This window comes from Pseudomonas mandelii, from assembly GCF_900106065.1.
GTDB lineage: Bacteria > Pseudomonadota > Gammaproteobacteria > Pseudomonadales > Pseudomonadaceae > Aquipseudomonas > Aquipseudomonas mandelii.
Genome location: NZ_LT629796.1, coordinates 4,693,699 through 4,717,117, shown reverse-complemented (window position 1 = coordinate 4,717,117; position 23,419 = coordinate 4,693,699). Strand labels below are relative to the sequence as shown.

General features: G+C 59.0%; 18 protein-coding genes. 6 read left to right on the top strand and 12 right to left on the bottom strand.

Annotated elements, in window-relative coordinates:
* The first annotated feature begins 7 nt into the window (after positions 1-7).
* Complete coding sequence (locus tag BLU63_RS21770; RefSeq protein ID WP_010456335.1) at positions 8-2,701, top strand: DEAD/DEAH box helicase; 2,694 nt, start codon at positions 8-10, stop codon at positions 2,699-2,701.
* A 125-nt stretch (positions 2,702-2,826) separates the two neighbouring features.
* Here BLU63_RS21770 and BLU63_RS21765 read toward each other — a convergent pair whose 3' ends face one another.
* Complete coding sequence (locus BLU63_RS21765) at positions 2,827-5,883, bottom strand: DEAD/DEAH box helicase (protein WP_231990903.1); 3,057 nt, start codon at positions 5,881-5,883, stop codon at positions 2,827-2,829.
* Between the two features lie 21 nt (positions 5,884-5,904).
* Between BLU63_RS21765 and BLU63_RS33370 the strand changes: the two genes are divergently transcribed.
* Complete coding sequence (locus tag BLU63_RS33370; protein WP_231990902.1) at positions 5,905-6,141, top strand: hypothetical protein; 237 nt, start codon at positions 5,905-5,907, stop codon at positions 6,139-6,141.
* 49 nt (positions 6,142-6,190) lie between these two features.
* On the opposite strand, the gene BLU63_RS21760 is transcribed toward BLU63_RS33370, so the two are convergent.
* From BLU63_RS21760 to BLU63_RS21750, 3 genes are all read right to left on the bottom strand, one after another.
* On the bottom strand, positions 6,191-6,928 hold the full coding sequence (locus BLU63_RS21760; protein WP_083376188.1) for an S-methyl-5'-thioinosine phosphorylase: 738 nt from the start codon (positions 6,926-6,928) through the stop codon (positions 6,191-6,193).
* 12 nt (positions 6,929-6,940) lie between these two features.
* Positions 6,941-7,939, bottom strand: a complete 999-nt coding sequence (gene nagZ, locus BLU63_RS21755; protein ID WP_174604236.1) for a beta-N-acetylhexosaminidase — start codon at positions 7,937-7,939, stop codon at positions 6,941-6,943.
* 170 nt (positions 7,940-8,109) lie between these two features.
* Positions 8,110-8,817: a TetR/AcrR family transcriptional regulator gene (locus tag BLU63_RS21750; protein WP_010456345.1), complete on the bottom strand. Its 708-nt coding sequence runs from the start codon at positions 8,815-8,817 to the stop codon at positions 8,110-8,112.
* 229 nt (positions 8,818-9,046) lie between these two features.
* Here BLU63_RS21750 and lexA point away from each other — a divergent pair, with 229 nt between their 5' ends.
* A complete protein-coding gene (gene lexA / locus BLU63_RS21745; protein WP_046026989.1) occupies positions 9,047-9,655 on the top strand; it encodes a transcriptional repressor LexA in 609 nt (202 codons plus the stop codon).
* Between the two features lie 10 nt (positions 9,656-9,665).
* Positions 9,666-10,139 (top strand): SOS-induced cell division inhibitor SulA, encoded by a 474-nt coding sequence (gene sulA, locus BLU63_RS21740; protein ID WP_083376186.1) that lies wholly within the window; start codon positions 9,666-9,668, stop codon positions 10,137-10,139.
* Between the two features lie 93 nt (positions 10,140-10,232).
* On the opposite strand, the gene BLU63_RS21735 is transcribed toward sulA, so the two are convergent.
* The 7 genes from BLU63_RS21735 to BLU63_RS21705 form a co-directional block, all read right to left on the bottom strand.
* Positions 10,233-10,466 (bottom strand): hypothetical protein, encoded by a 234-nt coding sequence (locus BLU63_RS21735; RefSeq protein ID WP_010456352.1) that lies wholly within the window; start codon positions 10,464-10,466, stop codon positions 10,233-10,235.
* 106 nt (positions 10,467-10,572) lie between these two features.
* The gene (locus tag BLU63_RS21730) at positions 10,573-11,097 is read right to left on the bottom strand and encodes a DUF6586 family protein (RefSeq protein ID WP_083376185.1); all 525 of its coding nucleotides are present in this window, start codon (positions 11,095-11,097) and stop codon (positions 10,573-10,575) included.
* Positions 11,098-11,238: 141 nt separating this feature from the next.
* Positions 11,239-13,872 carry a type I DNA topoisomerase gene (gene topA / locus BLU63_RS21725; RefSeq protein WP_010456356.1) on the bottom strand — a complete coding sequence of 878 codons (2,634 nt, stop codon included), beginning with the start codon at positions 13,870-13,872 and terminating at the stop codon, positions 11,239-11,241.
* 114 nt (positions 13,873-13,986) lie between these two features.
* Positions 13,987-14,223 carry a DUF1653 domain-containing protein gene (locus tag BLU63_RS21720; RefSeq protein ID WP_010456358.1) on the bottom strand — a complete coding sequence of 79 codons (237 nt, stop codon included), beginning with the start codon at positions 14,221-14,223 and terminating at the stop codon, positions 13,987-13,989.
* A gap of 100 nt (positions 14,224-14,323) precedes the next feature.
* Complete coding sequence (gene fadA / locus BLU63_RS21715; RefSeq protein ID WP_010456360.1) at positions 14,324-15,499, bottom strand: acetyl-CoA C-acyltransferase FadA; 1,176 nt, start codon at positions 15,497-15,499, stop codon at positions 14,324-14,326.
* A 32-nt stretch (positions 15,500-15,531) separates the two neighbouring features.
* Complete coding sequence (gene fadB / locus BLU63_RS21710) at positions 15,532-17,679, bottom strand: fatty acid oxidation complex subunit alpha FadB (protein WP_083376184.1); 2,148 nt, start codon at positions 17,677-17,679, stop codon at positions 15,532-15,534.
* 540 nt (positions 17,680-18,219) lie between these two features.
* On the bottom strand, positions 18,220-18,657 hold the full coding sequence (locus BLU63_RS21705) for a hypothetical protein (protein WP_083376183.1): 438 nt from the start codon (positions 18,655-18,657) through the stop codon (positions 18,220-18,222).
* 104 nt (positions 18,658-18,761) lie between these two features.
* On the opposite strand from BLU63_RS21705, the gene BLU63_RS21700 reads away from it, so the two are divergent.
* Positions 18,762-19,199: a universal stress protein gene (locus BLU63_RS21700; RefSeq protein ID WP_083376182.1), complete on the top strand. Its 438-nt coding sequence runs from the start codon at positions 18,762-18,764 to the stop codon at positions 19,197-19,199.
* Between the two features lie 128 nt (positions 19,200-19,327).
* Here BLU63_RS21700 and BLU63_RS21695 read toward each other — a convergent pair whose 3' ends face one another.
* Entirely contained in the window at positions 19,328-21,247 is a 1,920-nt protein-coding gene (locus BLU63_RS21695; RefSeq protein WP_077748223.1) for an ATP-binding cassette domain-containing protein, read from the bottom strand.
* A gap of 213 nt (positions 21,248-21,460) precedes the next feature.
* Here BLU63_RS21695 and BLU63_RS21685 point away from each other — a divergent pair, with 213 nt between their 5' ends.
* Positions 21,461-23,389, top strand: a complete 1,929-nt coding sequence (locus BLU63_RS21685; protein WP_083376181.1) for a transglycosylase SLT domain-containing protein — start codon at positions 21,461-21,463, stop codon at positions 23,387-23,389.
* Positions 23,390-23,419: the final 30 nt, after the last annotated feature.

Here is a 23,419-nt window from a genome sequence, read left to right as displayed (position 1 = left end):
AGTCCCTATGTCAGCGACCCTGAGCAAACCCCTGGCACCTTCCTGGGTCAGCCGATTCAAGGAACAGAGCCTGGAGCGTGGCCGTCGCTACGCGCTGGAGAACCGCGTCAGGATCGTCGAGGCTGGCGATGCCACGATCGTCGCCGCTTGCGAAGGCTCTGGCGGTAACGTGTACCGCCAGACCATTCGCCTGCGCGAGTCGGCCAAAGCGACCTTGCTGATGGTCGACGCCACGTGCACGTGCCCGGTTCACGTCAACTGCAAACATTGCGCGGCGGTGCTGCTGAAGGTGCAGGAAACCCTCGCCTACCCCGCCGCCGCACAAGACGCCGAACTGCTGGAAAAACTTCAGGCGGTATTGGAGAACCGCAGCCCAAAGGCGCCACCCCAAGTCCTTGTGGACAACGTGCAACCGATACCGCGCCTGTGGCTGGCGAGCATCGAGTTCAGCGCCTTCGAACCACGCAACGGCAAGATGCAGCGCTACATCCAGCATCGGGCGGCGCTGTCGTTCAGCTATCTGGATGAGTACGTTTCCGGGCAGAAGAACGCCGATGTACTGATTCGCCAGGAAACCCAGACGCTACGGATAAAACGCCACCCGGAAGTCGAACAGGCCTACCGGGAGCAGCTGCGAATTCTCGGTTTCAAGATCGCCACCCGACAAAGCAAGGCCTTGCCGGAAAGCGCTGGCGAACTCTATGAAATGGTCAACGACAGCGCCTGGCTGACCTTCACCCTCAATGAATTGCCGAAACTGCGCACTCAAGGTTGGGAGCTGCAGATCGACGAAGATTTCGGCTTCGACCTGACCGCCGTGGACGATTGGTACGCCACCGTCGAGCAGGCACCGGAGCGCGACTGGTTTGATCTGGAGCTGGGGATCATCGTCAACGGCGAGCGCTTGAGCTTGCTGCCGATCCTGCTGAACCTGATGCGCTCCCACACCGAAATCCTCAATCCGGAACGCCTCGCCCGCCGACGCGACGACGAACTGATTCTGGTGAACATTCCCAACCGCCCGAATTCCCAGCACGGCCCCTTGCAGGTCGCCCTGCCCTTCGGCCGCTTGAAACCGGTACTGGCGACGCTTGGCGAGTTCTACCTGCAAGAGCCCGGCGAAACCACGCTACGCCTGAGCAAGGCCGACGCCACGCGCCTGAATCCGCTGGAAGGCATGCCGCTGCTTTGGGAAGGTGGCGAGCAGATCCGCACGTTTGCCCAGCGCCTGCGGGACATCAAGGATTACACCGCAACAGCCCCCGAAGGCTTGAACGCGACCTTGCGCCCATATCAACTGGAAGGCTTGAGCTGGATGCAGTCGCTGCGGCAACTGGAAGTCGGCGGAATTCTCGCGGACGACATGGGGCTGGGTAAAACCCTACAGACGCTGGCGCATATTCTTAGTGAGAAGAACGCCGGACGCCTCGACCGGCCGTGCATGGTGGTGATGCCCACCAGCCTGATCCCGAACTGGCTCGATGAAGCCGCGCACTTCACGCCACAGCTCAAAGTGCTGGCGCTGTACGGCGCCAGTCGCAAAAAACACTTTGATCACTTGGTCGATTACGACCTGATCCTCACCACCTATGCACTGCTGCCAAAGGACGTCGAACGCCTGGCCGCGCAGCCGCTGCACGTGCTGGTACTGGACGAAGCGCAATACATCAAGAACCCCAACAGCAAGGCCGCCCACGCCGCCCGCGAGCTGAATGCGCGCCAGCGCCTGTGCCTGAGTGGCACGCCGCTGGAAAACCACCTCGGCGAGCTGTGGTCGCTGTTCCACTTCCTCTTGCCTGGCTGGCTTGGCGACGTGAAAAGCTTCAACCGCGATTACCGCGTACCGATTGAAAAACGCGCCAGTGAAGTCAGACTTCAGCACCTCAACGGTCGGATCAAACCGTTCCTGCTGCGCAGGACCAAGGAGCAGGTCGCGACGGAATTGCCGCCGAAGACCGAGATCATCCATTGGGTCGAACTCAACGAAGCCCAGCGCGATGTGTATGAAACCATGCGCCTGGCGATGGACAAGAAAGTCCGCGACGAGATCACTCGCAAAGGCGTGGCGCGCAGCCAAATCATCATTCTTGAAGCGCTGCTGAAACTGCGCCAGGTGTGCTGCGACTTGCGCCTGGTCAACGATGCCGTGCCGCCGACTCGCGGCAGCACCTCGGGCAAGCTCGACAGCCTGATGGAAATGCTGGATGAGCTGTTTGAGGAAGGTCGGCGGATTTTGCTGTTTTCGCAATTCACGTCGATGCTGGCGTTGATCGAGGTCGAACTGAAGAAACGCGGTGTTGAATACGCGTTGCTGACGGGACAGACCCGTGACCGCCGCGCCCCCGTGAAGGACTTTCAGAGCGGCAAGCGTCAGATCTTTCTGATCAGCTTGAAGGCAGGCGGTGTCGGTTTGAACCTGACGGAAGCGGATACGGTGATCCACTACGATCCTTGGTGGAACCCGGCGACGGAAAATCAGGCGACAGATCGGGCGTATCGCATTGGCCAGGAGAAGCCGGTGTTCGTCTACAAGATGATTGCCCGCGGCACGGTGGAAGAGAAGATTCAGCACCTGCAAAAGGAAAAATCCGACCTGGCGGCCGGTGTGCTGGATGGGCGCAAGACTGGCGACTGGAAGTTGCAGAGCGATGATATTGAAGCGTTGTTTGCGCCGTTGCCGGATAAGCTCGAGAAGCGCTGAGGTCTGCGGCGCCCGGCAGATCGATTTCGCGGGCAAGCCACGCGCCCACAGGTTCAGCGATCATCCTGTGGAAGCGTGTCTTGCCCGCGATAGGGTCAACTCGTTTTCAGTCAAGAGATCGGAAATCAGGACTTGAGATTTGGCAACGGCGCAAACAGCGCTTCAATGTCACTCTGCTCAAGCTTCCAGCCACCCGTCGCTCCACCTTCAAGCACCGCCCCGGCCAGCGCGGCCTTCTCCAACTGCAATGCCTGAATTTTTTCTTCTACGGTGCCACGGGCTATCAGCTTGTAGACGAACACAGGTTTGTTTTGCCCGATCCTGTAGGCCCGATCAGTCGCCTGGTTTTCGACCGCAGGGTTCCACCAGGGATCAAAATGGATGACTGTATCCGCAGCTGTCAGGTTCAGACCTGTGCCGCCAGCCTTCAAACTGATCAGAAACAGCGGCACTTTACCGCTCTGAAAGTCCTTGACCGGTGTGCGCCGATCCGTTGTCTCACCCGTCAACAACGAGTAACCCTGACCACGTTGCTGCAACTCGTCCTCAATCAAGGCGAGCATCGAAGTGAACTGTGAAAACAGCAGCACCTTGCGGCCTTCGCTGAGCAACTCTTCCAGCATCTCCATCAGGCTGACCAGTTTCCCGCTGCCAGAACGAAGGGCTTTGGCGGTGAGCGGCGTTTTGATCAACCGTAGATCGCAGCACACCTGACGCAGCTTGAGCAATGCATCGAGGATGATGATTTGACTGCGCCCGACACCACTGCGGGCAATTTCGTCACGCACCTTCTTATCCATTGCTACGCGCACGGTTTCATACACATCCCGCTGCCCATCGCTGAGATCAACCCAATGCACAATCTCGGTTTTCGGTGGTAATTCGGTTGCCACCTGATCTTTCTTGCGACGTAGCAAAAAGGGCTTTATCCGGGCCGTCAGATGTTGCATCCGTTCGTTATTGCCATGCTTCTCGATCGGCGTGCGGTAGTCGCGATTGAAGGTTTTGCTGTCGCCAAGCCAGCCAGGCAGCAAAAAGTGAAATTGCGACCACAACTCGCCGAGATGATTTTCCAGCGGGGTGCCGGACAGACACAATCGCTGGCGGGCCTGCAGGTCTCGGGCTGCTTGAGCCGCTTTGCTGACCGGATTCTTGATGTTCTGCGCCTCATCGAGAATCAGCACACTCCAGACCTGAGGCTGTAAAACCTCCAGATCGCGCGGCAACAGCGCGTAGGTGGTCAATACCAAGTCGTATTCGGCAAGGCTGGCAAAGTCTTTTTGCCGCGCCGCACCATGCAGTGCCAAGACCTTCAACTGCGGGGTAAAGCGCTGCGATTCGTCGAGCCAGTTGGGGATCAGACTGGTGGGCATCACAGCCAGTGCCGGACGATCAAGCCGCCCGGCCTGTTTTTCTGTCAGCAGATGAGCCAGGGTTTGCAGGGTTTTCCCCAGGCCCATGTCGTCGCCGAGAATACCGCCGACCTCCAGTTCTCGAAGGGTTTGCATCCAGTTCAGCCCTTCCAGCTGATAAGGTCGTAGCGTCGCGTTCAGGCCCTCGGGCGCCGGGACATGAGCATGGATCGACTCCCGTAAACGCTTTGCAAAACTGCGCAGTCGTTCACCGCCCTGCCAGACCAGCGGAATGCCTTCCAGCGCACTCAGCCGCGCCGCATCCGGAGCACTCAAACGCAACGAGTCGCCCAGATGTTTACCCAGGTACAACTCGCCAAGGGTCGCCATCAGCGGTTTTATCCGGCCAAAAGGGAGTGCGACTTTGCCATGGGATTTACCACCGAAACGCCCATCGCCAAGTTCAATCAGTAGCTGTTCGTCATCATTGCGCTGGGCCAAGCTCGCAGGTTCCATCAACTGTGGCTGGCTACGTAGCAAATGCAGCAGGATGGGCAACAGGCTATGACGCTCGCCGTTGACGACGATGCCCAGCTGCAAATCGAACCACTGGCGCCCCGACTCCTCCTCGACTTCTGCATACCACTGTTCGACGGGGTGCACGTTGAAGTCAAAGTTATCGCTGATATCGATCAGCCAATTTTTCTCCCGCAGCGCCGGGATGCCATGGTGCACAAAAGCAAGCCAGGCCGCGTCATCCGGCAGGGCGAACATTTCGCCTGGACGATCCAGGTTGCTTTTGCGTGTGGCCTTTTTAAAGCCATGTTTTTGCAGGGCTTGGCGCAAGGCTTTTTCGGCGACAGGGTTGCGCTGGATGCGCTGGATTTCGGTACCCGAAAGGATCAGCACCTCCGGGTTTCGGTCCGACGTCGGATGGCCGTTGTAGGTAAACGCCAATGCAGCCCGGTGCTCTGGCTCGTACTGCCAGCGGACGTAACGCTTGCCGCTGGCGAGCGTCAGGTGAGCCTGAGGAAAAATGCCTTCGACGACCCGTTCCGTCAGGGCGTACGGAGGTGGTGCTGCCCGGGTCGCAGCGGTCATCCGCTGGCTGAACTGCATCGCCTGACCTGCAGGAATATCGGGAGCCAATGACAAGTGACGGGCCAGCTTTTCGTCCAGCTCGCTGAGCAGCGGTCCGACTTGCAGCCGCTCGCGATCCAGATAATACAAGGGTTCCAGGGCCAGGATCGTTTCCACTGGCGCTTCGTCGCTGCCCCATTGAGGACGGAAACTGCCATTGGATTGTTCGGCCCAGGAAAATTGACCTGTTCTTCTCATTCCCGGCGTCAGGGGTTTTGGCTGATCGAGGTCAAGGAAAAAGCGCGAGGTTCGCAACAGCATTTCGATAAGTTCCACCCCACTGCTGCCTTCCAAGGGGTAGCCAGCGTAATGGGCGTGGTGGGAGTGAACGGCGACCAACAATCTGGCGATCCGCAGATCCAGTTCGGTCAGGTAACCGGGTTGCCGAATCAGCATATCCGACAGCGAGTACACCGGCTTGATGTCTTGCAGGCGGCCGTCCTTGAGCTGATGGGCCTTGAAAATTTCCAGCGTCCATTTCCCGGCAGAGGATGTTGCCCTGAGTTTGTAAAACAGGCGCGTGCCTGCTCCCTGCGCCGACTCGTCAGGGGGATTGCTTGCAGAAGGAATACCGTCGATCCAGCGTTCCAGTTCACGATTCAAGTGAACCTGGACGGCACTTTCAGGCGTGTTAACGGGATGTTCTTGCAGGTGATAGATGACTGCGGCGCAGTGCTTGCAATTGAACATGACAGGGCAGGAGCAAACGCATTGGAGCTGCGCTTGCCCACGCCGATCTTCAGTGAGCTCAATGACCTGCTCGTATGCCTGCGCCTGGGAGCCGATGCACGTAGCGATAACCATGAGGTCATCAATTTGACGGATCGTTATCCGATCCTCATCCGCGTACCTGCGAGCTTTTTCCAGAGCACGATGGCTGAACACCTCTGCCCAGGGCAGCGCATGAAGTTGCTCAGTTATTGTGGTCACGACATCAACACCGCTTGAAACTCATTGAATCGTAAAGCAGCCAGGCACCTAATCCGACCGCTGATACTCAACCCGCCAACACCCGCGCCAACGTGGACTTGACCTTGCCCATCCCGTCCTGCAACGCCTGCTCGATCTCGGCCATGGTGATCACCGCCGTGGACTTGCCGGCTGCCGGGTTCACCACCAGCGCCAGACACGCATAATCCAGTTCCAGCTCACGGGCCAACGCCGCTTCCGGCATGCCGGTCATGCCGACGATGTCGCAGCCGTCGCGTTCCAGTTTTGCGATTTCAGCGACGGTCTCGAGACGTGGGCCCTGGGTGCAGGCGTAGATGCCCTGACTGCTGTAATCGACGCCTTCAGCCGCCAATGCCGCGATCAATTGCTGGCGCAGTGGTTCGCTGTAGGGATAGCTGAAATCGATGTGGGTGACGTGATCCAGGTCGCCAGCGAAATAGGTGTGCTCGCGACCGCTGGTGTAGTCGATCAACTGATGAGGCACACAAAAGTGCCCAGTACCCATTGCAGCATGAATTCCGCCCACGGCGTTGACCGCGAGGATCGCCTCGGCACCCGCCTGTTTCAGCGCCCAAAGGTTGGCGCGGTAATTCACCTGATGCGGCGGAAAACGGTGCGGGTGACCGTGACGGGCGAGGAACAGCACTTCCTTGCCGGCGTATTCACCAATCTGCACGTCGGCCGAAGGCGCGCCATAGGGCGTGTCCACCGCCAGCGACTGACGAATGTTCAGGCCTTCGAGTTGGGTCAGGCCGGTGCCACCGATAATCGCGTAAACCGTCATAACGAAAAGTCCTTATTCAATCAGTTGAGCTTCTTTAAGCGCGCCTATGGCAGTCAGCCAGCGCGGGTTCTGACGGTATTCAGTGTTGGCATACGACTGGCCACGCATCCGCGCAATGCGCTCGGATGGCTTGACCTTCAAGCGCTGGGCAGCGCTCAAGGCCAGCTCCGCTGCAGCGCGGTCGTTACACACCAGGCCCATGTCGCAGCCAGCGGTCAGCGCGGCCTCGATACGGCTGGCGGCATCGCCTACCACGTGGGCACCGGCCATGGACAGGTCGTCACTGAAGATCACACCATCGAATTGCAGCTCACCGCGCAAAATGTCCTGCAACCAGCGGCGGGAAAACCCGGCCGGCTGGGAATCGACTTGCGGGTAAATAACGTGGGCTGGCATGACGGCGGCCAGTTGTTTGCTCAATCTGGCGAACGGCACCAGGTCGTTGGCGCGGATTTCATCGAGGCTGCGTTCGTCGTTCGGGATCGCGACGTGGGAATCCGCCTCGGCCCAGCCGTGACCGGGAAAATGCTTGCCGGTGGCAGCCATGCCGGCGCTGTTCATGCCGCGAATGAATGCACCCGCCAGCAGCGCTGCGCGCTCCGGGTCACCTTCAAACGAACGGGTGCCGACGACGGCGCTGCGCTGGTAATCCAGGTCCAGCACCGGGGCGAAACTCAGATCGAGGCCAACGGCCAGCACTTCGGTGGCCATGATCCAGCCGCACTGCTCGGCCAGGTAATCGGCGTTCGGATTGTCGGCGATGGCGCGCATGGCCGGCAGCCGCACGAAGCCTTGGCGCAGACGCTGAACGCGACCGCCTTCCTGATCCACCGCCAGCAGCAGGTCGGGACGAATGGCGCGGATCGCAGCGCTCAACTCGCGCACCTGACGCGGATTTTCGATGTTACGGGCGAAAATGATCAGGCCACCCACTTCGGGCTGACGCAACAATTGGCGATCTTCGGCCGTCAGCCAGGTACCGGCGACGTCCACCATCAACGAGCCTTGCAGGCCAGCAGTCATAGAGATTCCTTGATAACGAAAAACCCGGCGCGCACGCGTTCGCCGCCTTGGGCTGTGCCCGGCAGGTCGGCGACATCAATGGGAAGCGGGTTCAGAACGAGAGTCGGCATGGGCGGCTAGCTTAGCGGATGTCAGTCGCCGCGCCCACCCGTGCGCGGCTAAACCTTGGCGGCAGCCGGGGCCGACTTGCTGCGCGGACGCAGTTGTGCGGTGGCCATGGCCACATCGGTGACGCCTGTTTCGGCACGCATGCCTGCGGCCAGGAACGGCACCATCAGACGCATCACTTGCTCAATGGAGGTGTTAACGCCGAAATCGGTCTCGGCAATGGCGCGCAACGCCTTGATACCGGACATGCTGAACGCCGCAGCGCCGAGCATGAAGTGCACGCGCCAGAACAGTTCGATCGGCGGAATACGCGGCGCGGCTTCGTTGACCAGCATCATGTAGCGGCGGAACACCTTGCCGTACATGTCTTCCAGATAACGACGCAGGTGGCCCTGGCTTTGACTGAACGCCAACCCCAGCAAGCGCATGAAGATAGACAGATCGTTGCCGCTGCGCGGCTGTACGACGAGGGCTTGCTCAACGAGAATCTCGAGCAACTCTTCGAGTGTCGGCTTGTTTTCAGGCTTGGACTGACGCCGCTCCAGCTCTTTATCAAGGCTCAGGCAAAACGGCCCGAGAAAGCGCGAGAAGACAGCCTGGATCAGCGCCTTCTTCGAACCGAAGTGATAATTCACCGCCGCCAGATTGACACCGGCTTTGCTGGTGATCAGACGCAACGAGGTTTCGGCGAAACCTTTTTCCGCGAACAACTGCTCGGCAGCATCAAGAATGCGTTCAACGGTTTCCGACTGGGCCATGGCTACTCCGCCTGACAAACACTTGTTTGAAACATACGTTTCAGCCTGTGCATTGTCAAGCCTGCCGGTTCGTTTTGGGAACGGTCGGTCAGCTATTTAACCATACAACGGCGAGGCTTTAATCAGCTGGCTGATCGACCGTCCAGCGGCCGGCGAAAAAAGGGGCATTGCCAAGACCGTTCCACTGTATATAATCCCAGTCACTGTATAAAAAGACAGAGCGATCAATATGCTAAAGCTGACGCCACGCCAAGCAGAGATTCTGGCCTTCATCAAACGCTGCCTCGAAGACAACGGCTACCCGCCGACCCGTGCGGAAATCGCTCAGGAACTGGGTTTCAAGTCGCCTAACGCGGCGGAAGAACACCTCAAGGCGCTGGCCCGCAAGGGTGCAATCGAGATGACCCCGGGCGCTTCCCGTGGCATCCGCATTCCGGGCTTCGAAGCCAAGGCCGACGACTCTACTCTGCCGATCATTGGCCGAGTGGCTGCCGGTGCGCCGATTCTGGCCCAGCAGCACATCGAGGAGTCCTGCAACATCAACCCTGCCTTCTTCCATCCGCGTGCTGACTATCTGCTGCGCGTTCATGGCATGAGCATGAAGGACGTCGGCATTTTCGACGGCGACCTGTTGGCCGTCCACACCACCCGGGAAGCCCGCAATGGCCAGATCGTCGTGGCGCGGATCGGTGACGAAGTGACCGTCAAGCGCTTCAAGCGAGATGGCAGCAAGGTCTGGTTAATTGCCGAAAACCCTGAATTCGCCCCTATCGAAGTCAACCTGAAAGATCAGGAACTGGTGATTGAAGGCTTGAGTGTCGGCGTCATTCGCCGCTAAAGGAGGCTTTATGCAGTTCCCACACACATCGCAGCAAGCACAACTGCCGTTGTTCGAGGCATTCATGGTGCAGCCGTTGGCCCCGATCCTGAAAGACGTGGTCGAGTCGCCCTGGAGCGCCGAACCCGAAGTCTTCAGCGAGCTTTCACTACGTGGTGCGGCCGGGAATTGCTTGAACCTTTTGGCGCCGATTCTTCGTGAATTGAGTCAGGATCAAGACGCGCGGTGGCTGACACTGATCGCCCCGCCCGCCAGCCTGACTCAGACGTGGTTGCGGGACGCCGGTCTTAACCGCGAACGCATCCTGCTGCTGCAACCTCGCGGCACTCAGAGCGCTCAGCAGTTGACCTGCGAAGCCTTGCGCTTGGGCCGCAGCCATACGGTTGTCAGTTGGCTCAACCCATTGAACGCAAACTCACGGCAACAGTTGATCAGCGCAGCCCGTACCGGAGATGCGCAGAGCCTGAATATTCGCTTGGGTTAATGTATCAATAATGCGCGCAACGCAAAGCGCGGGGCTTCTCAAAGGATAGAGAAGCCAGTTCGTAACCGTATTAGCAGAAAGCGACGAATGGGATCAGTGGAGGACCCGCGAACTCTCATCCGTATTAAATTCGCCTTCAACCAGGCGTCCTGCCATCTGAACACCCACGCTCAACATCGCCTTGGCGACTTCCACGTGTTGGCCCTGCAGGAAAGCCTTGGCATCCTCGGAGAAATCCAAAGTAACCAGAGAACCCTCGTCCTCGGCCCTGCGCAGCTCAATCCGGCCGTCTGGTAACTCGACAATTTCTAGAAAGGACGTTGGCATAAAGGTCTGTTCTCCACGAAAGGCGGGGATTATATAGGCATCGGCCAGGCTTCGCTCGGTAACTTGACCAGCAGCGCTTTTAATCGCACCGCCGGCTCTCAGTCGATCAGCACTCGTTCAAACCTTCGCGAAACCGGATCGCCAACCCTTTGAGGTTCTGACGCCAGCTCTCCAGTTCTTCGCGACTCAATTCCTCAGGCACGTCTTCCTCATCCAGGTTAACGGCCAGGATGAGCGGCTGAGTCACGTCGCCCTTGGGCTTATGCGGAGCGCGAGGCGGTTGAAACATCGCCGCGTGAGCCGCCAGCAGCTTCGCCAGCCAGGTTTCCGGATTCTGGGCCAGCTCGAACATCTCAGCCATCTCCGGAATGGCGATGGCTTCCAGCACTTCGCGGGTCAGCAACATTTCCGCCCGAGGTGCATTGGCCTGAGGCAAGCGGTAGAAGCCGGCGATTTCATGGCACAGCCCCAGCAACGCACCGTACAGGTGAAACAACGTCGACTCGCGCCCAGCCTGAATCAGCGCCAGGGAGTTCATCGCCCGCCCCTCTTCAGCCTTGGCTAGCGCTTCCAGCGACAGGCCGGCGAAATAAATCTTCTGGTTGGTACGGGTATAGAGTTCGTGGGCCATGACGGCAGCCTCCACAACGAAATAATTGCTTCACGCAGGTCAGACAGTGTCGTGGATCCGCCGATCCTACCGCAAGCACAAAACAAAAAGGCCGCATGAAAACCAGTAGGTTGTCATGCGGCCTTTTCAGTACAGCACCTGTTAAGCCTTAGCGACCTTCGCTGGACGCTTGTCTTCGACCGTCCATTTGCCGCCGTCGTAGTACGCCTTCCAGCCAGTCGGCTTACCGTCGACTTCAGTCTGCACGTACTGCTCTTTGGTCTTGCGGCTGTAGCGGATCACCGCAGGCAGGCCGTCCGGATCTTTCTTCGGTGCTTCGCAGAGGAAGTGGTACTTCGGATCGATCTCATCCTTGTGCGGCACAATTTCCATGACCAGCGGAGCACGCGTCTCGCGGTTTTTCGGGAATTGACTGGCCGCCAGGAACAGGCCGGAAGCACCGTCGCGCAGGATGTAGGTGTCGTTGACCTTTTCGCATTTCAGCTCAGGCATCTTCACCGGATCCATCTTCGGCGGCGCCGCATCACCGCTTTTCAGCAGTTTGCGGGTGTTCTTGCACGTCGCGTTGGTGCAACCGAAGAACTTGCCGAAACGGCCGGTCTTGAGCTGCATCTCGCTGCCGCACTTGTCGCATTCCAGGCTCGGACCTTCGTAGCCCTTGATGCGATAGGTGCCCTCTTCGATTTCATAACCAGCGCAATCCGGGTTGTTACCGCAGATGTGCAGCTTGCGCTTCTCATCCAGCAGGTAGGCGTCCATCGCCGTGCTGCAGATCGGGCAACGGTGCTTGCCGCGCAGTACCAAGGATTCCGATTCACCCTCGTCGTCCGCCGCGATTTCATCGCCCGGTACCAGGTTGACGGTGGCCTTGCAGCGTTCTTTCGGCGGCAGGCTGTAACCCGAGCAACCCAGGAACACGCCGGTCGATGCGGTACGAATCTGCATCGGACGCCCGCACAACACGCACGGGATATCAGTCATCACCGGCTGGTTGGCGCGCATGCCGCCTTCGGCGCTTTCGGCTACTTCGAGTTTCTTCTTGAAGTCGCCGTAGAACTCGTCGAGCACGTTTTTCCAGTCGCGCTCGCCCTGAGCCACGTCATCGAGATTCTCTTCCATGCCGGCGGTGAAGCCGTAGTCCATGAGATTGGAGAAGCTCTCGGCCAGACGCTCGGTCACGATGTCGCCCATCTTTTCCGAGTAGAAACGACGGTTGTGCAGCGCAACGTAGCCACGGTCCTGAATGGTGGAAATGATCGCGGCGTAGGTCGAAGGACGACCGATGCCGCGTTTTTCCATCTCCTTGACCAGGCTCGCTTCCGAGTAACGCGCCGGCGGCTTGGTGAAGTGCTGGGTCGGATCAAGCTTGATCAGCTTCATCGCGTCGCCCTGGGCCATGTCCGGCAGCACGTCGTCATCGCCAGGCTTGGCAATCTGCGGCATGACCCGGGTGTAGCCGTCGAACTTCAGGATGCGGCCCTTGGCGCGCAGCTCGAAATCGCCGGCACCGACGGTGACCGTGGTTGACAGGTATTGGGCTGGCAGCATCTGGCACGCGAGGAACTGGCGCCAGATCAGCTCGTAGAGCCGCTCTGCATCACGCTCCATGCCCGACAGCTTGCTTGGCTCGGTATTGGCGTCAGACGGACGAATCGCTTCGTGAGCCTCTTGTGCGCCTTCCTTGCTGCTGTAGACATTCGGGTTTTCCGGCAGGTACTTCTTGCCGAACTCGCCTTCAATATAGGTGCGCGCCATCGTCACGGCATCGGCCGAGAGGTTGGTGGAGTCGGTACGCATATACGTGATGTAGCCGGCTTCATACAGACGCTGGGCCATCATCATGGTTTTCTTCACGCCGAAGCCCAGGCGGTTACTCGCAGCCTGTTGCAGGGTGGACGTGATAAACGGCGCCGACGGCTTGCTGCTGGTCGGCTTGTCTTCGCGCTTGACGATGCTGTAGCTGGAAGCCTTAAGCTTCTCCAGCGCGGCCATGGCCTGGGCTTCGTTGAGCGGCTTGAAGGCTTCGCCTTTCTCGCGAGCCACGTCGAAGCGCACGGTGGCGCCCTTGGCGGTGCCGAGGTCGGCGTGGACTTCCCAGTATTCTTCGGGGTTGAACGCGCGGATTTCACGCTCACGCTCGACCACCAGCTTCACGGCTACCGATTGCACGCGACCGGCGGACAGGCCACGGGCGACTTTGGCCCACAGCAGTGGCGAAACCATGTAACCCACCACGCGGTCGAGGAAACGACGCGCCTGTTGTGCGTTGACACGGTCAATGTCCAGCTCGCCCGGTTTGGAGAAGGCTTCCTGAATCGCTTTCTTGGTGATTTCGTTGAACACCACGCGCTTATAGCGGCTGTCATCACCACCGATGGCTTCGCGCAGGTGCCAGGCAATGGCTTCCCCCTCGCGATCCAAGTCGGTTGCGAGATAGATGGTGTCAGCATCTTTGGCGAGCCGGCGCAGCTCTTCGATGACCTTTTCCTTGCCCGGGAGGATCTCGTACTTGGCTTTCCAGCCATGATCGGGATCGACACCCATGCGCGAGACCAGCTGCTTGCGCGCCTTCTCTTTCGGCGTGAGCACCGGACCTTCACCCGCGGCGGCCTTGCCGCGCTTGGCGGCAGGCTCTTTGCTGGCGCTAGCCGAACCGCTGGTGGGCAGGTCTCGGATATGGCCGATACTCGACTTCACCACGTATTGGTTACCCAGATACTTGTTGATGGTCTTGGCCTTAGCCGGGGATTCCACAATGACCAGCGATTTGCCCATGGATCAGAAAATTCCTGAATTCTAGAAGTGAAAGGCGGTTGGCGCCTGACGCGGCACCGCTATATATAGTGGCTACAAGGTGAGGTCAAGCGCAGGGTCCTGCGCGCACTCAGCTTATGCCTTCGAAAAAAGGCTCGGTTCGGCTTCCACCAAAGCAAAGCGTGGCACCTGTTCGCCGTCAACCTCGACCGACTCCAGGAACATGCTCAAGGGACGCACCCAAAAGCCGTAATCGCCATACAGGGCTTGGTAGAAGACCACTTCTTCCTCGGTTTCCGAATGCCGCGCGATGCTGAATACGCGGTACTGCGGACCTTTGTAATGCTGGTAGAGCCCAGGTTGTATCGGCATGGTTTGGCCCTCACTCAAATCTTTTAAAAATAAAAACAAAAAATAAATTCAGAAAAACAAAAACCGGGGCACTTGGCCCCGGCTTCCGTCAACGAAACGCTTAAACGCGTTCGAAGACGGTGGAGATGCCTTGGCCGAGACCAATGCACATGGTGGCAACCCCGAAGGTGCCGCCATTCTGCTTCATCACGTTCAGCAGGGTGCCGGAAATACGGGCACCGGAGCAACCGAACGGATGACCCAGGGCGATCGCGCCGCCGTGCAGGTTAACCTTCTCGTTCATCTTGTCGAGCACTTTCAGATCTTTCAGCACTGGCAGGGCCTGTGCAGCGAAAGCTTCGTTGAGCTCGAAGAAGTCGATATCGTTAATGCCAAGGCCCGCACGTTTCAGTGCTTTCTGAGTGGCCGGTACTGGACCATAGCCCATGATTGCCGGATCCACACCTGCCACCGCCATCGAGCGGATAACCGCCAGCGGCTGGATGCCCAGGTCCTGTGCACGTTGTGCCGACATCACGATCATGCACGAAGCACCATCGGTGATCTGCGACGAAGTACCGGCTGTCACGGTGCCGCCCTTGGGGTTAAACGCTGGCTTCAGAGCCGCCAGGCTTTCCAGGGTAGTTTCCGGACGAATGGTTTCGTCGTAGTCGAACAGTTTCAGGAAACCGTTCTCGTCGTAGCCTTGCATCGGGATGATTTCGTCTTTGAACTTGCCTTCCAGGGTCGCCTTGTGAGCGAGCTGGTGGGAGCGCACGCCGAAAGCGTCCTGTTGTTCGCGAGTGATGCCGTGCATTTTACCCAGCATTTCAGCGGTCAGGCCCATCATGCCCGAGGCTTTTGCCGCGTACAGCGACATGTGCGGGTTCGGATCGACACCGTGCATCATGCTCACGTGGCCCATGTGCTCGACGCCGCCGACGACGAACACGTCACCGTTGCCGGTCATGATCGCTTGTGCGGCAGTGTGCAGCGCGCTCATCGACGAACCACACAGACGGCTGACGGTCTGGCCGGCAGCAGTGTGCGGGATCTGCGTCATCAGGGACGCCATGCGAGCGATGTTCCAGCCCTGCTCCAGGGTCTGGTTTACGCAGCCCCAGATCACGTCTTCGACTTCGTTCGGATCAACCTTGACGTTGCGTTCCAGCAATTTGCTGATCAGGTGCGCCGACATGTCTTCGGCGCGGGTGTTGCGGTGCATGCCGCCCTTGGAGCGGCCCATCGGAGTACGACCGAAGTCGACAATCACGACGTCTCTTGGATTCAAGCTCATAAAATTTCACTCTCGCTCAAGTGTTGGGACGCTTAACCGAAGAACCGTTGGCCGGTTTTGGCCATTTCACGCAGTTTTGCGGTCGGGTGGTACAGCGCGCCCAAATCAGCGTACTGGTCAGCCAGGGCAACGAACTCGGCAACACCGATCGAATCGATGTAGCGCAGCGCACCGCCACGGAATGGAGGGAAACCAATACCGTAGACCAGGCCCATGTCGGCTTCGGCGGCGGTTTCGACAATGCCGTCTTCCAGGCAACGCACGGTTTCCAGGCACAGCGGGATCATCATCCAGTTGATGATGTCTTCGTCAGTGACTTCGCGCTGCTCGTAAACGATCGGCTTGAGCACTTCCAGCACCGACGGATCGGCCACTTTCTTTTGCTTGCCTTTCTTGTCGGTCTCGTAAGCGTAGAAACCCTTGCCATTCTTCTGGCCCAGGCGCTTGGCTTCGTAGAGCACATCGACAGCCGAGCGACGGTCGTCTTTCATGCGGTCCGGGAAACCTTCAGCCATCACGTCACGACCGTGGTGGCCGGTGTCGATGCCGACCACGTCCATCAGGTACGCCGGGCCCATTGGCCAGCCGAATTTTTCCATGATCTTGTCGATACGGACGAAGTCCACACCGGCGCTGACCAGCTTGGCGAAACCACCGAAATACGGGAACAGGACGCGGTTGACCAGGAAGCCCGGGCAGTCATTGACGACGATCGGGTTCTTGCCCATTTTCTTGGCGTAGGCAACGGTGGTGGCCACGGCCAGCTCGCTGGACTTCTCGCCACGAATCACTTCAACCAGCGGCATCATGTGCACCGGGTTGAAGAAGTGCATGCCGACGAAGTTTTCCGGACGCTTGAGGGCTTTGGCCAGCAAGGTGATGGAAATGGTCGAGGTGTTGGACGCGAGGATGGTGTCCTCTTTGACCTTGTCTTCGACTTCGGCCAGAACGGCTTGCTTGACCTTCGGGTTTTCGACGACTGCCTCGACGACCAGGTCAACGTGACCGAAATCACCGTAGGACAGGGTCGGACGGATGCCGTTGAGCACTTCAGCCATTTTCGCCGGGGTCATGCGACCTTTATCAACGCGGCCGACCAGCAGCTTGGCGGCTTCAGCCAGGCCTTGCTCGATACCGTGCTCGTTGATGTCCTTCATCAGGATCGGCGTACCTTTGGAGGCCGACTGATAAGCGATACCGCCACCCATGATGCCGGCGCCCAATACGGCGGCCTGCTTCACATCCTTGGCGATTTCATCGTAGGCCTTGGCCTTTTTCTTCAGCTCCTGATCATTCAGGAACAGACCGATCAAGCTCTGCGCGGCAGAGGTCTTGGCCAGTTTGACGAAACCGGCGGCTTCGATTTCCAGCGCCTTGTCACGACCGAAGTTCGCGGCTTTCTGGATGGTCTTGATCGCTTCGACCGGTGCCGGGTAGTTCGGACCGGCTTGACCGGCCACGAAACCCTTGGCGGTTTCGAAGGCCATCATTTGTTCGATGGCGTTCAACTTCAGCTTTTCCAGCTTCGGCTGACGCTTGGCCTTGTAGTCAAACTCGCCAGAGATGGCGCGCTTGATCAGCTCCAGGGCCGCTTCCTGCAATTTCTCAGGAGCAACCACGGCATCGACGGCGCCTACTTTCAGCGCGTCTTCAGGACGGTTTTCCTTGCCGGCGGCAATCCACTCGATAGCGTTGTCGGCACCGATCAGGCGCGGCAGACGCACGGTACCGCCGAAGCCCGGGTAGATGCCCAGCTTGACTTCCGGCAGACCGATCTTGGCCTTGGTGGACATGACGCGGTAGTCCGCCGCCAGGCACATTTCCAGACCGCCACCCAGAGCGATGCCGTTGATCGCGGCGACAGTCGGGACGTTGAGGTCTTCGAAATCGCTGAAAATCTTGTTGGCTTCCAGGTTGCCAGCAACAAGCTCTGCATCAGGCAGCTTGAAGTTCTCGACAAATTCGGTGATGTCGGCGCCGACGATGAAGACGTCCTTGCCACTGCTGACGATCACACCCTTGATCGAAGCATCTGCCTTGATGGTGTCTACGGCCTGACGCAGTTCGTTCAGGGTTAGACGGTTGAACTTGTTGACGGACTCACCCTTGAGGTCGAATTTCAATTCGACGATGCCACTTTCAAGAGCCTTAACCGTGATGGCTTTACCTTCGTAAATCATCAACTGATCTCCACGATATGGAAGCTGAACAGTACACGTCGGACGCAGGCAAATGGCTTGGCAGGGACGCTTAACGTCAATGCTACGCCCATCTACCCGGCACACCCGCCAACGCGATAGTCGGGATTCTGTAGGAGCGATGTTAAATACAAACGCTCAATTCATACGCCCGTTTGATTTGGGTACGCCACCTTCACGGAATTTCCGGCAATTGTCAATCGCCCAAAATGCGGGTTCAAACGCGACTTTGCGGTCACTTCCGTACTACGAAGATCTTCAACACGCCCCTGCATGTGAAGCCATTCATAGAATCAATAGTTAGAAAAGTCGCCCTAATTCTCTGCAGCCTTTGTTTAACAGACTACGCTGGCGGGACCTTGAGAAAAAAAATTGAACACTTTTGGCGAACGCCAAGCGTAAGATCGGCGGCACAAAGAATTACCGGCCTGCCTGGCCAACCCCAGCCCGATGATGATGTCGGGCTTTTTATTGCCTGTCTGTCGGAGGTTTCGCGCCATTGCAGCGCGAAATGTCCGTGAGTCACGCCAGTGCTTTCAGCACCGCATCGATGTCTTGCAAAACCGTCGCTTCGCCCTTCTCACCCCAATACAGAGTGATCATCTGTTTGTCCGCTTCAACCTTGTAGACGTTGGCTGGCAATTTTTCGAAATGATTGAGCAGCGCTCGATCTTCGCAAATCTCCTGCCACTGGTTCACCCATATACCCGGCGACTTTTGCCAGTAACTCCAGCAAGCCGGTTGATTGCCACGACGTGGCCGATGGTACTGGGCGCAAGGGCTCGGCGGCTCCTGGCTCAGCCAGTGCGGCCACTCCTGGGGCGCAAGCTGCATGGCGAGGCCGATACGCCGCGCTTCCATGCGCAGAGCCATGCGCCCGCTCTGTCCACGGGACGGTCGCAACCATGCCAGCGGACTCAGCACCACCAGCAGGATTGACACCACTATCCAGACCGTCATATCTGTACTCCCGATTCTTGATGAGCGCTTTGAGTCACTTTGGAACCATTGCGCTTGAAACCAGCCATACTTACCAATATTGCAATCCTCAGGAGGAGCACCTCATGCCCTACCACCATATTCTGGTCGCTGTAGATCTAACCGAAGAGTGCGACCCTGTAATCCACCGTGCTCGCGAGCTTTCAGTGAGCAATGGCGCGAAACTGTCCCTGGTCCATATCGTCGAACCGATGGCCATGGCCTTTGGCGGTGACGTCCCCATGGACCTGTCACAACTGCAACAGCAGCAGTTCGATCAGGCCAAGGAACGCCTGGACCGACTGATCGTGAAGTATCCGGAACTCTCCAAAGAATACTGCCACCTGACCTACGGCCAGCCACGCCAGGAGATTCACCACCTGGCCAAGGAACAGACCTGCGACCTGATCGTGGTGGGCAGCCATGGCCGACACGGCCTGGCATTGCTGCTGGGCTCGACGGCCAACGACGTGCTGCACGGCGCTCCGTGTGATGTGCTCGCGGTGCGCCTGATCAAAAGCTGACAACCCGTACCCTGTGGGAGCGACCCTGCTCGCTCCTACAGGGGATCTATAGCAACGTGTAGATCGCATTCCATACGAAAAGCCCGGCGCTCATCACTGAACGCCGGGCTTTTTTGTTACAGCATCAATCAGGCATCCAGCTCAGCCCAACGCTCGACCATCACGTCGAGTTCAGCCTGCAACTGCTCAAGCTGAGCGATCACGGCAGCGGTCTCGACCGCAGGACGCTGATAGAAACCGGCATCGGCCATCTGGGCCTCGACGGCAGCGATCTGCTGTTCCATGGCTTCGATCTGGGCCGGCAACATTTCCAGCTCACGCTGCAATTTGTAGCTGAGCTTCTTCTTCGCCACCGGCGCTTCGACTGCCGCAGCAATCGGTGCCGCTTCCGCCGTCACGACCGCAGAGGTCAGGTCGGCCTTGCCGGATTTGCTCTCGGTCACGCCCAGCAGGCGCGGCGAGCCGCCCTGACGTAGCCAGTCCTGATAACCACCGACGTACTCGCGCACCTTGCCTTCACCTTCGAAGACCAGGGTGCTGGTGACCACGTTGTCGAGGAATGCCCGGTCGTGGCTGACCATCAGCACGGTGCCGTTGAAGGTCAGCAAGACCTCTTCCAGCAGCTCGAGGGTTTCGACGTCGAGGTCGTTGGTCGGTTCGTCGAGAACCAGCAGGTTCGCCGGTTTGCTGAACAGTTTCGCCAGCAACAGACGCGCACGTTCACCACCCGACAGCGCCTTGACTGGCGTGCGGGCACGCTGAGGGCTGAACAGGAAGTCGCCGAGGTAACTCAGCACGTGACGGCTCTGCCCATCGATATCGATGAAGTCGCGACCTTCGGCCACGTTGTCGATCACGGTCTTTTCCAGGTCCAGCTGATGGCGCAACTGGTCGAAGTAGGCCACGTCGATGCGCGTCCCCTCTTCCACTGTGCCGCTGGTTGGTTGTAGACCGCTGAGCATCAGCTTCAGCAGCGTGGTTTTGCCGGTACCGTTGGCGCCGAGCAGACCGATACGGTCGCCCCGCGTCAGGACCATCGAGAAATCCTTGATCAGGAACGGACCGCCCGGGTGAGCAAAGCTCACGTTCTCGAGGACCATCACCTGTTTGCCGGACTTGTCAGCGGTGTCCAACTGAATGTTGGCCTTGCCGGTGCGCTCACGACGCTCACTACGCTCGACACGCAGGGCTTTCAATGCGCGGACACGGCCTTCGTTACGGGTACGACGGGCCTTGATGCCCTGGCGGATCCAGACTTCTTCCTGGGCCAGCTTCTTGTCGAACAGCGCGTTAGCGGTTTCTTCAGCGGCCAGGGAGGCTTCTTTGTGCACCAGGAAACTGGCGTAGTCGCCGTTCCAGTCGATCAGGCCGCCGCGATCCAGTTCCAGAATGCGGGTCGCGAGGTTTTGCAGGAATGAACGGTCGTGCGTGATGAACAGCACGGCGCCCTGGAAATCCTTCAGCGCCTCTTCGAGCCAGGCGATTGCACCGATGTCCAGGTGGTTGGTCGGTTCGTCGAGCAGCAGCAGGTCAGGTTCGGAAACCAGGGCCTGGGCCAGCAGGACGCGACGACGCCAGCCGCCGGACAATTCGGCGAGAGTCTTGTCGGCCGGCAACTGCAGACGGCTCAAGGTGCTGTCGACCAGTTGCTGCAAACGCCAGCCATCGCGGGCTTCGAGGTCGTGCTGGACGTGCATCAGCTTGTCCAGGTCGGCGTCGGTGACGATGTTCTGGCTCAGGTGGTGATACTGCGCGAGCAGCTCGCCGACACCGTCCAGGCCTTCAGCCACTACGTCGAACACGGTCCGCTCGTCGGCTACCGGCAGTTCTTGCGGCAATTCGCCAATCTTGAGGCCGGGCGCGCGCCAAACGGAGCCTTCGTCGGGCTTCTGGTCGCCCTTGACGAGCTTCATCATGCTGGACTTGCCAGTGCCGTTGCGGCCGATGATGCACACCCGCTCACCACGGGCGATCTGCCAGGACACCTTGTCCAACAACGGCATAGCGCCGAAAGCAAGGGACACATCGCTGAATTTGAGCAGGGTCATGAGCTTCTCCAAAAACCGGGCGCGCATTCTACCTGACTTGAGGCTTCAGAAGGCCGGCAATTTCAATGTCGAAGCACTCTGCATGACAATTGTTGCGAACTTGTGCCGAGAGGCCCGCAAAGCTTTCGCCCGTTGCTGGCAAAAGGCTAAGCTACAGATAATTCGGTGCAGGTTAAGTCTGCACTTGTCGTGATTTCTATGCCCGGACGTCTCATGCGCAGCCGCCTCTTCAGTTTTTTATCTTGCTTGCTTCTTTCTGCCGCTGCCGCTCAAACCGCCCAGGCGGTGGACCTGTCCACCCAGCGCCAATATTACGATGAGGCCAAGCGAGCCTTGGCCAAGGGCGATACCGGCCCATATTTTCGCTACAGCCAGGCCCTTCGTGATTATCCACTGGAGCCATACCTGGCCTACGACGAACTGACCGCTCGGCTGAAAACGGCCAGCAATGCCGAAATCGAAAAATTCCTCGCCGAACACGGTGACCTGCCCCAGGCCAACTGGATGAAATTGCGCTGGTTGCGCTGGCTGGCCGAACGCGGCGACTGGGCGACCTTCGTCAAATACTACGACCCCAAGCTCAATTTCACCGAACTGGACTGCCTGAACGCGCAGTACCAGATTGGTCACAACCAGAAAGCCGAAGGCTACGCCAACGCCAATAAACTCTGGCTGACCGGTAAATCCCAACCCGCCGCCTGCGACGCGCTGTTCGGGCAATGGGCCGCCGAAGGTCAACTGACCGAACAGAAACGCTGGGAGCGCACGAAGCTTGCCGCCCAGGCGCGCAACTATCCGCTGGCCAACAGCCTGGTCAATGGCCTGACCACCCTCGCCCCTCGCGGTCGTTTGCTGGTGGATGTGGCGCAAAAACCTGAACTGCTGAATCAGCCGTCGCGCTTCACCCCGGCCGACGAACCGATGTCCGACGTGGTCAGTCTCGGTCTGCGCCGCCTGGCCCGCCAGGACCCTGACAAAGCCATGAACCTGCTCGACGGCTATGCCAGCAGCATGCACTTCTCCCGCGACGAAAAAGTGGCGATCGCCCGTGAAATCGGGTTGACCCTCGCCAAACGTTTCGACCCTCGCGCACTGGAAATGATGACCAGGTACGACCCGGAACTGCGCGACAACACCGTGTCCGAATGGCGCATGCGCCTGCTGTTGCGTCTGGCCCGCTGGGACGATGCCTATCAGCTGACTCGGCGCTTGCCGCAGGACCTGGCGACCACCAACCGCTGGCGCTACTGGCAGGCCCGCAGCCTGGAACTGGCGCAGCCGCAGAACCCGGAAGTACAAAACCTGTACAAGAACCTGGCCCGTGAGCGCGACTTCTACGGCTTCCTTGCCGCTGACCGTTCACAATCGCCCTACTCGCTAAACAACAAACCGCTGGTACTGAGCCAGGCGCTGATCAACAAGGTACGCAACACGCCAGGCATTCGTCGCGCCCTCGAGTTCCACGCCCGCGGGCAGATCGTCGACGGTCGTCGCGAGTGGTACCACGTCAGCCGTCACTTCAACCGTGACGAAATGGTCGCCCAGGCAAAACTGGCCTACGACCTGAAATGGTATTTCCCGGCGATTCGCACCATCAGTCAGGCGCAATATTGGGACGATCTGGACATCCGCTTCCCGATGGCCCACCGCGAATCCCTGGTGCGTGAAGCCAAGGTCCGTGGCTTGCACTCGAGCTGGGTGTTCGCCATTACCCGCCAGGAAAGCGCCTTCATGGCCGACGCCCGTTCCGGCGTCGGCGCCAGCGGCCTGATGCAGCTGATGCCCGGCACCGCCAAGGAAACCGCACGCAAGTTCAGCATTCCGCTGGCCTCGCCGCAGCAAGTGCTCGACCCGGACAAGAACATCCAGCTCGGCGCCGCGTACCTGAGCCAGGTCCACAGCCAGTTCAACGGCAACCGCGTCCTCGCCTCCGCCGCCTACAACGCCGGCCCCGGACGTGTACGCCAGTGGCTGCGCGGTGCGGATCACCTGAGCTTCGACGTGTGGGTGGAAAGCATCCCGTTCGACGAAACCCGCCAGTATGTGCAAAACGTATTGTCGTACTCGGTGATCTACGGCCAGAAACTCAACTCGCCACAGCCGCTGGTGGATTGGCATGAGCGGTACTTTGACGATCAGTGATCCTGATGTTGAAGTCCGAATAAAAATGCC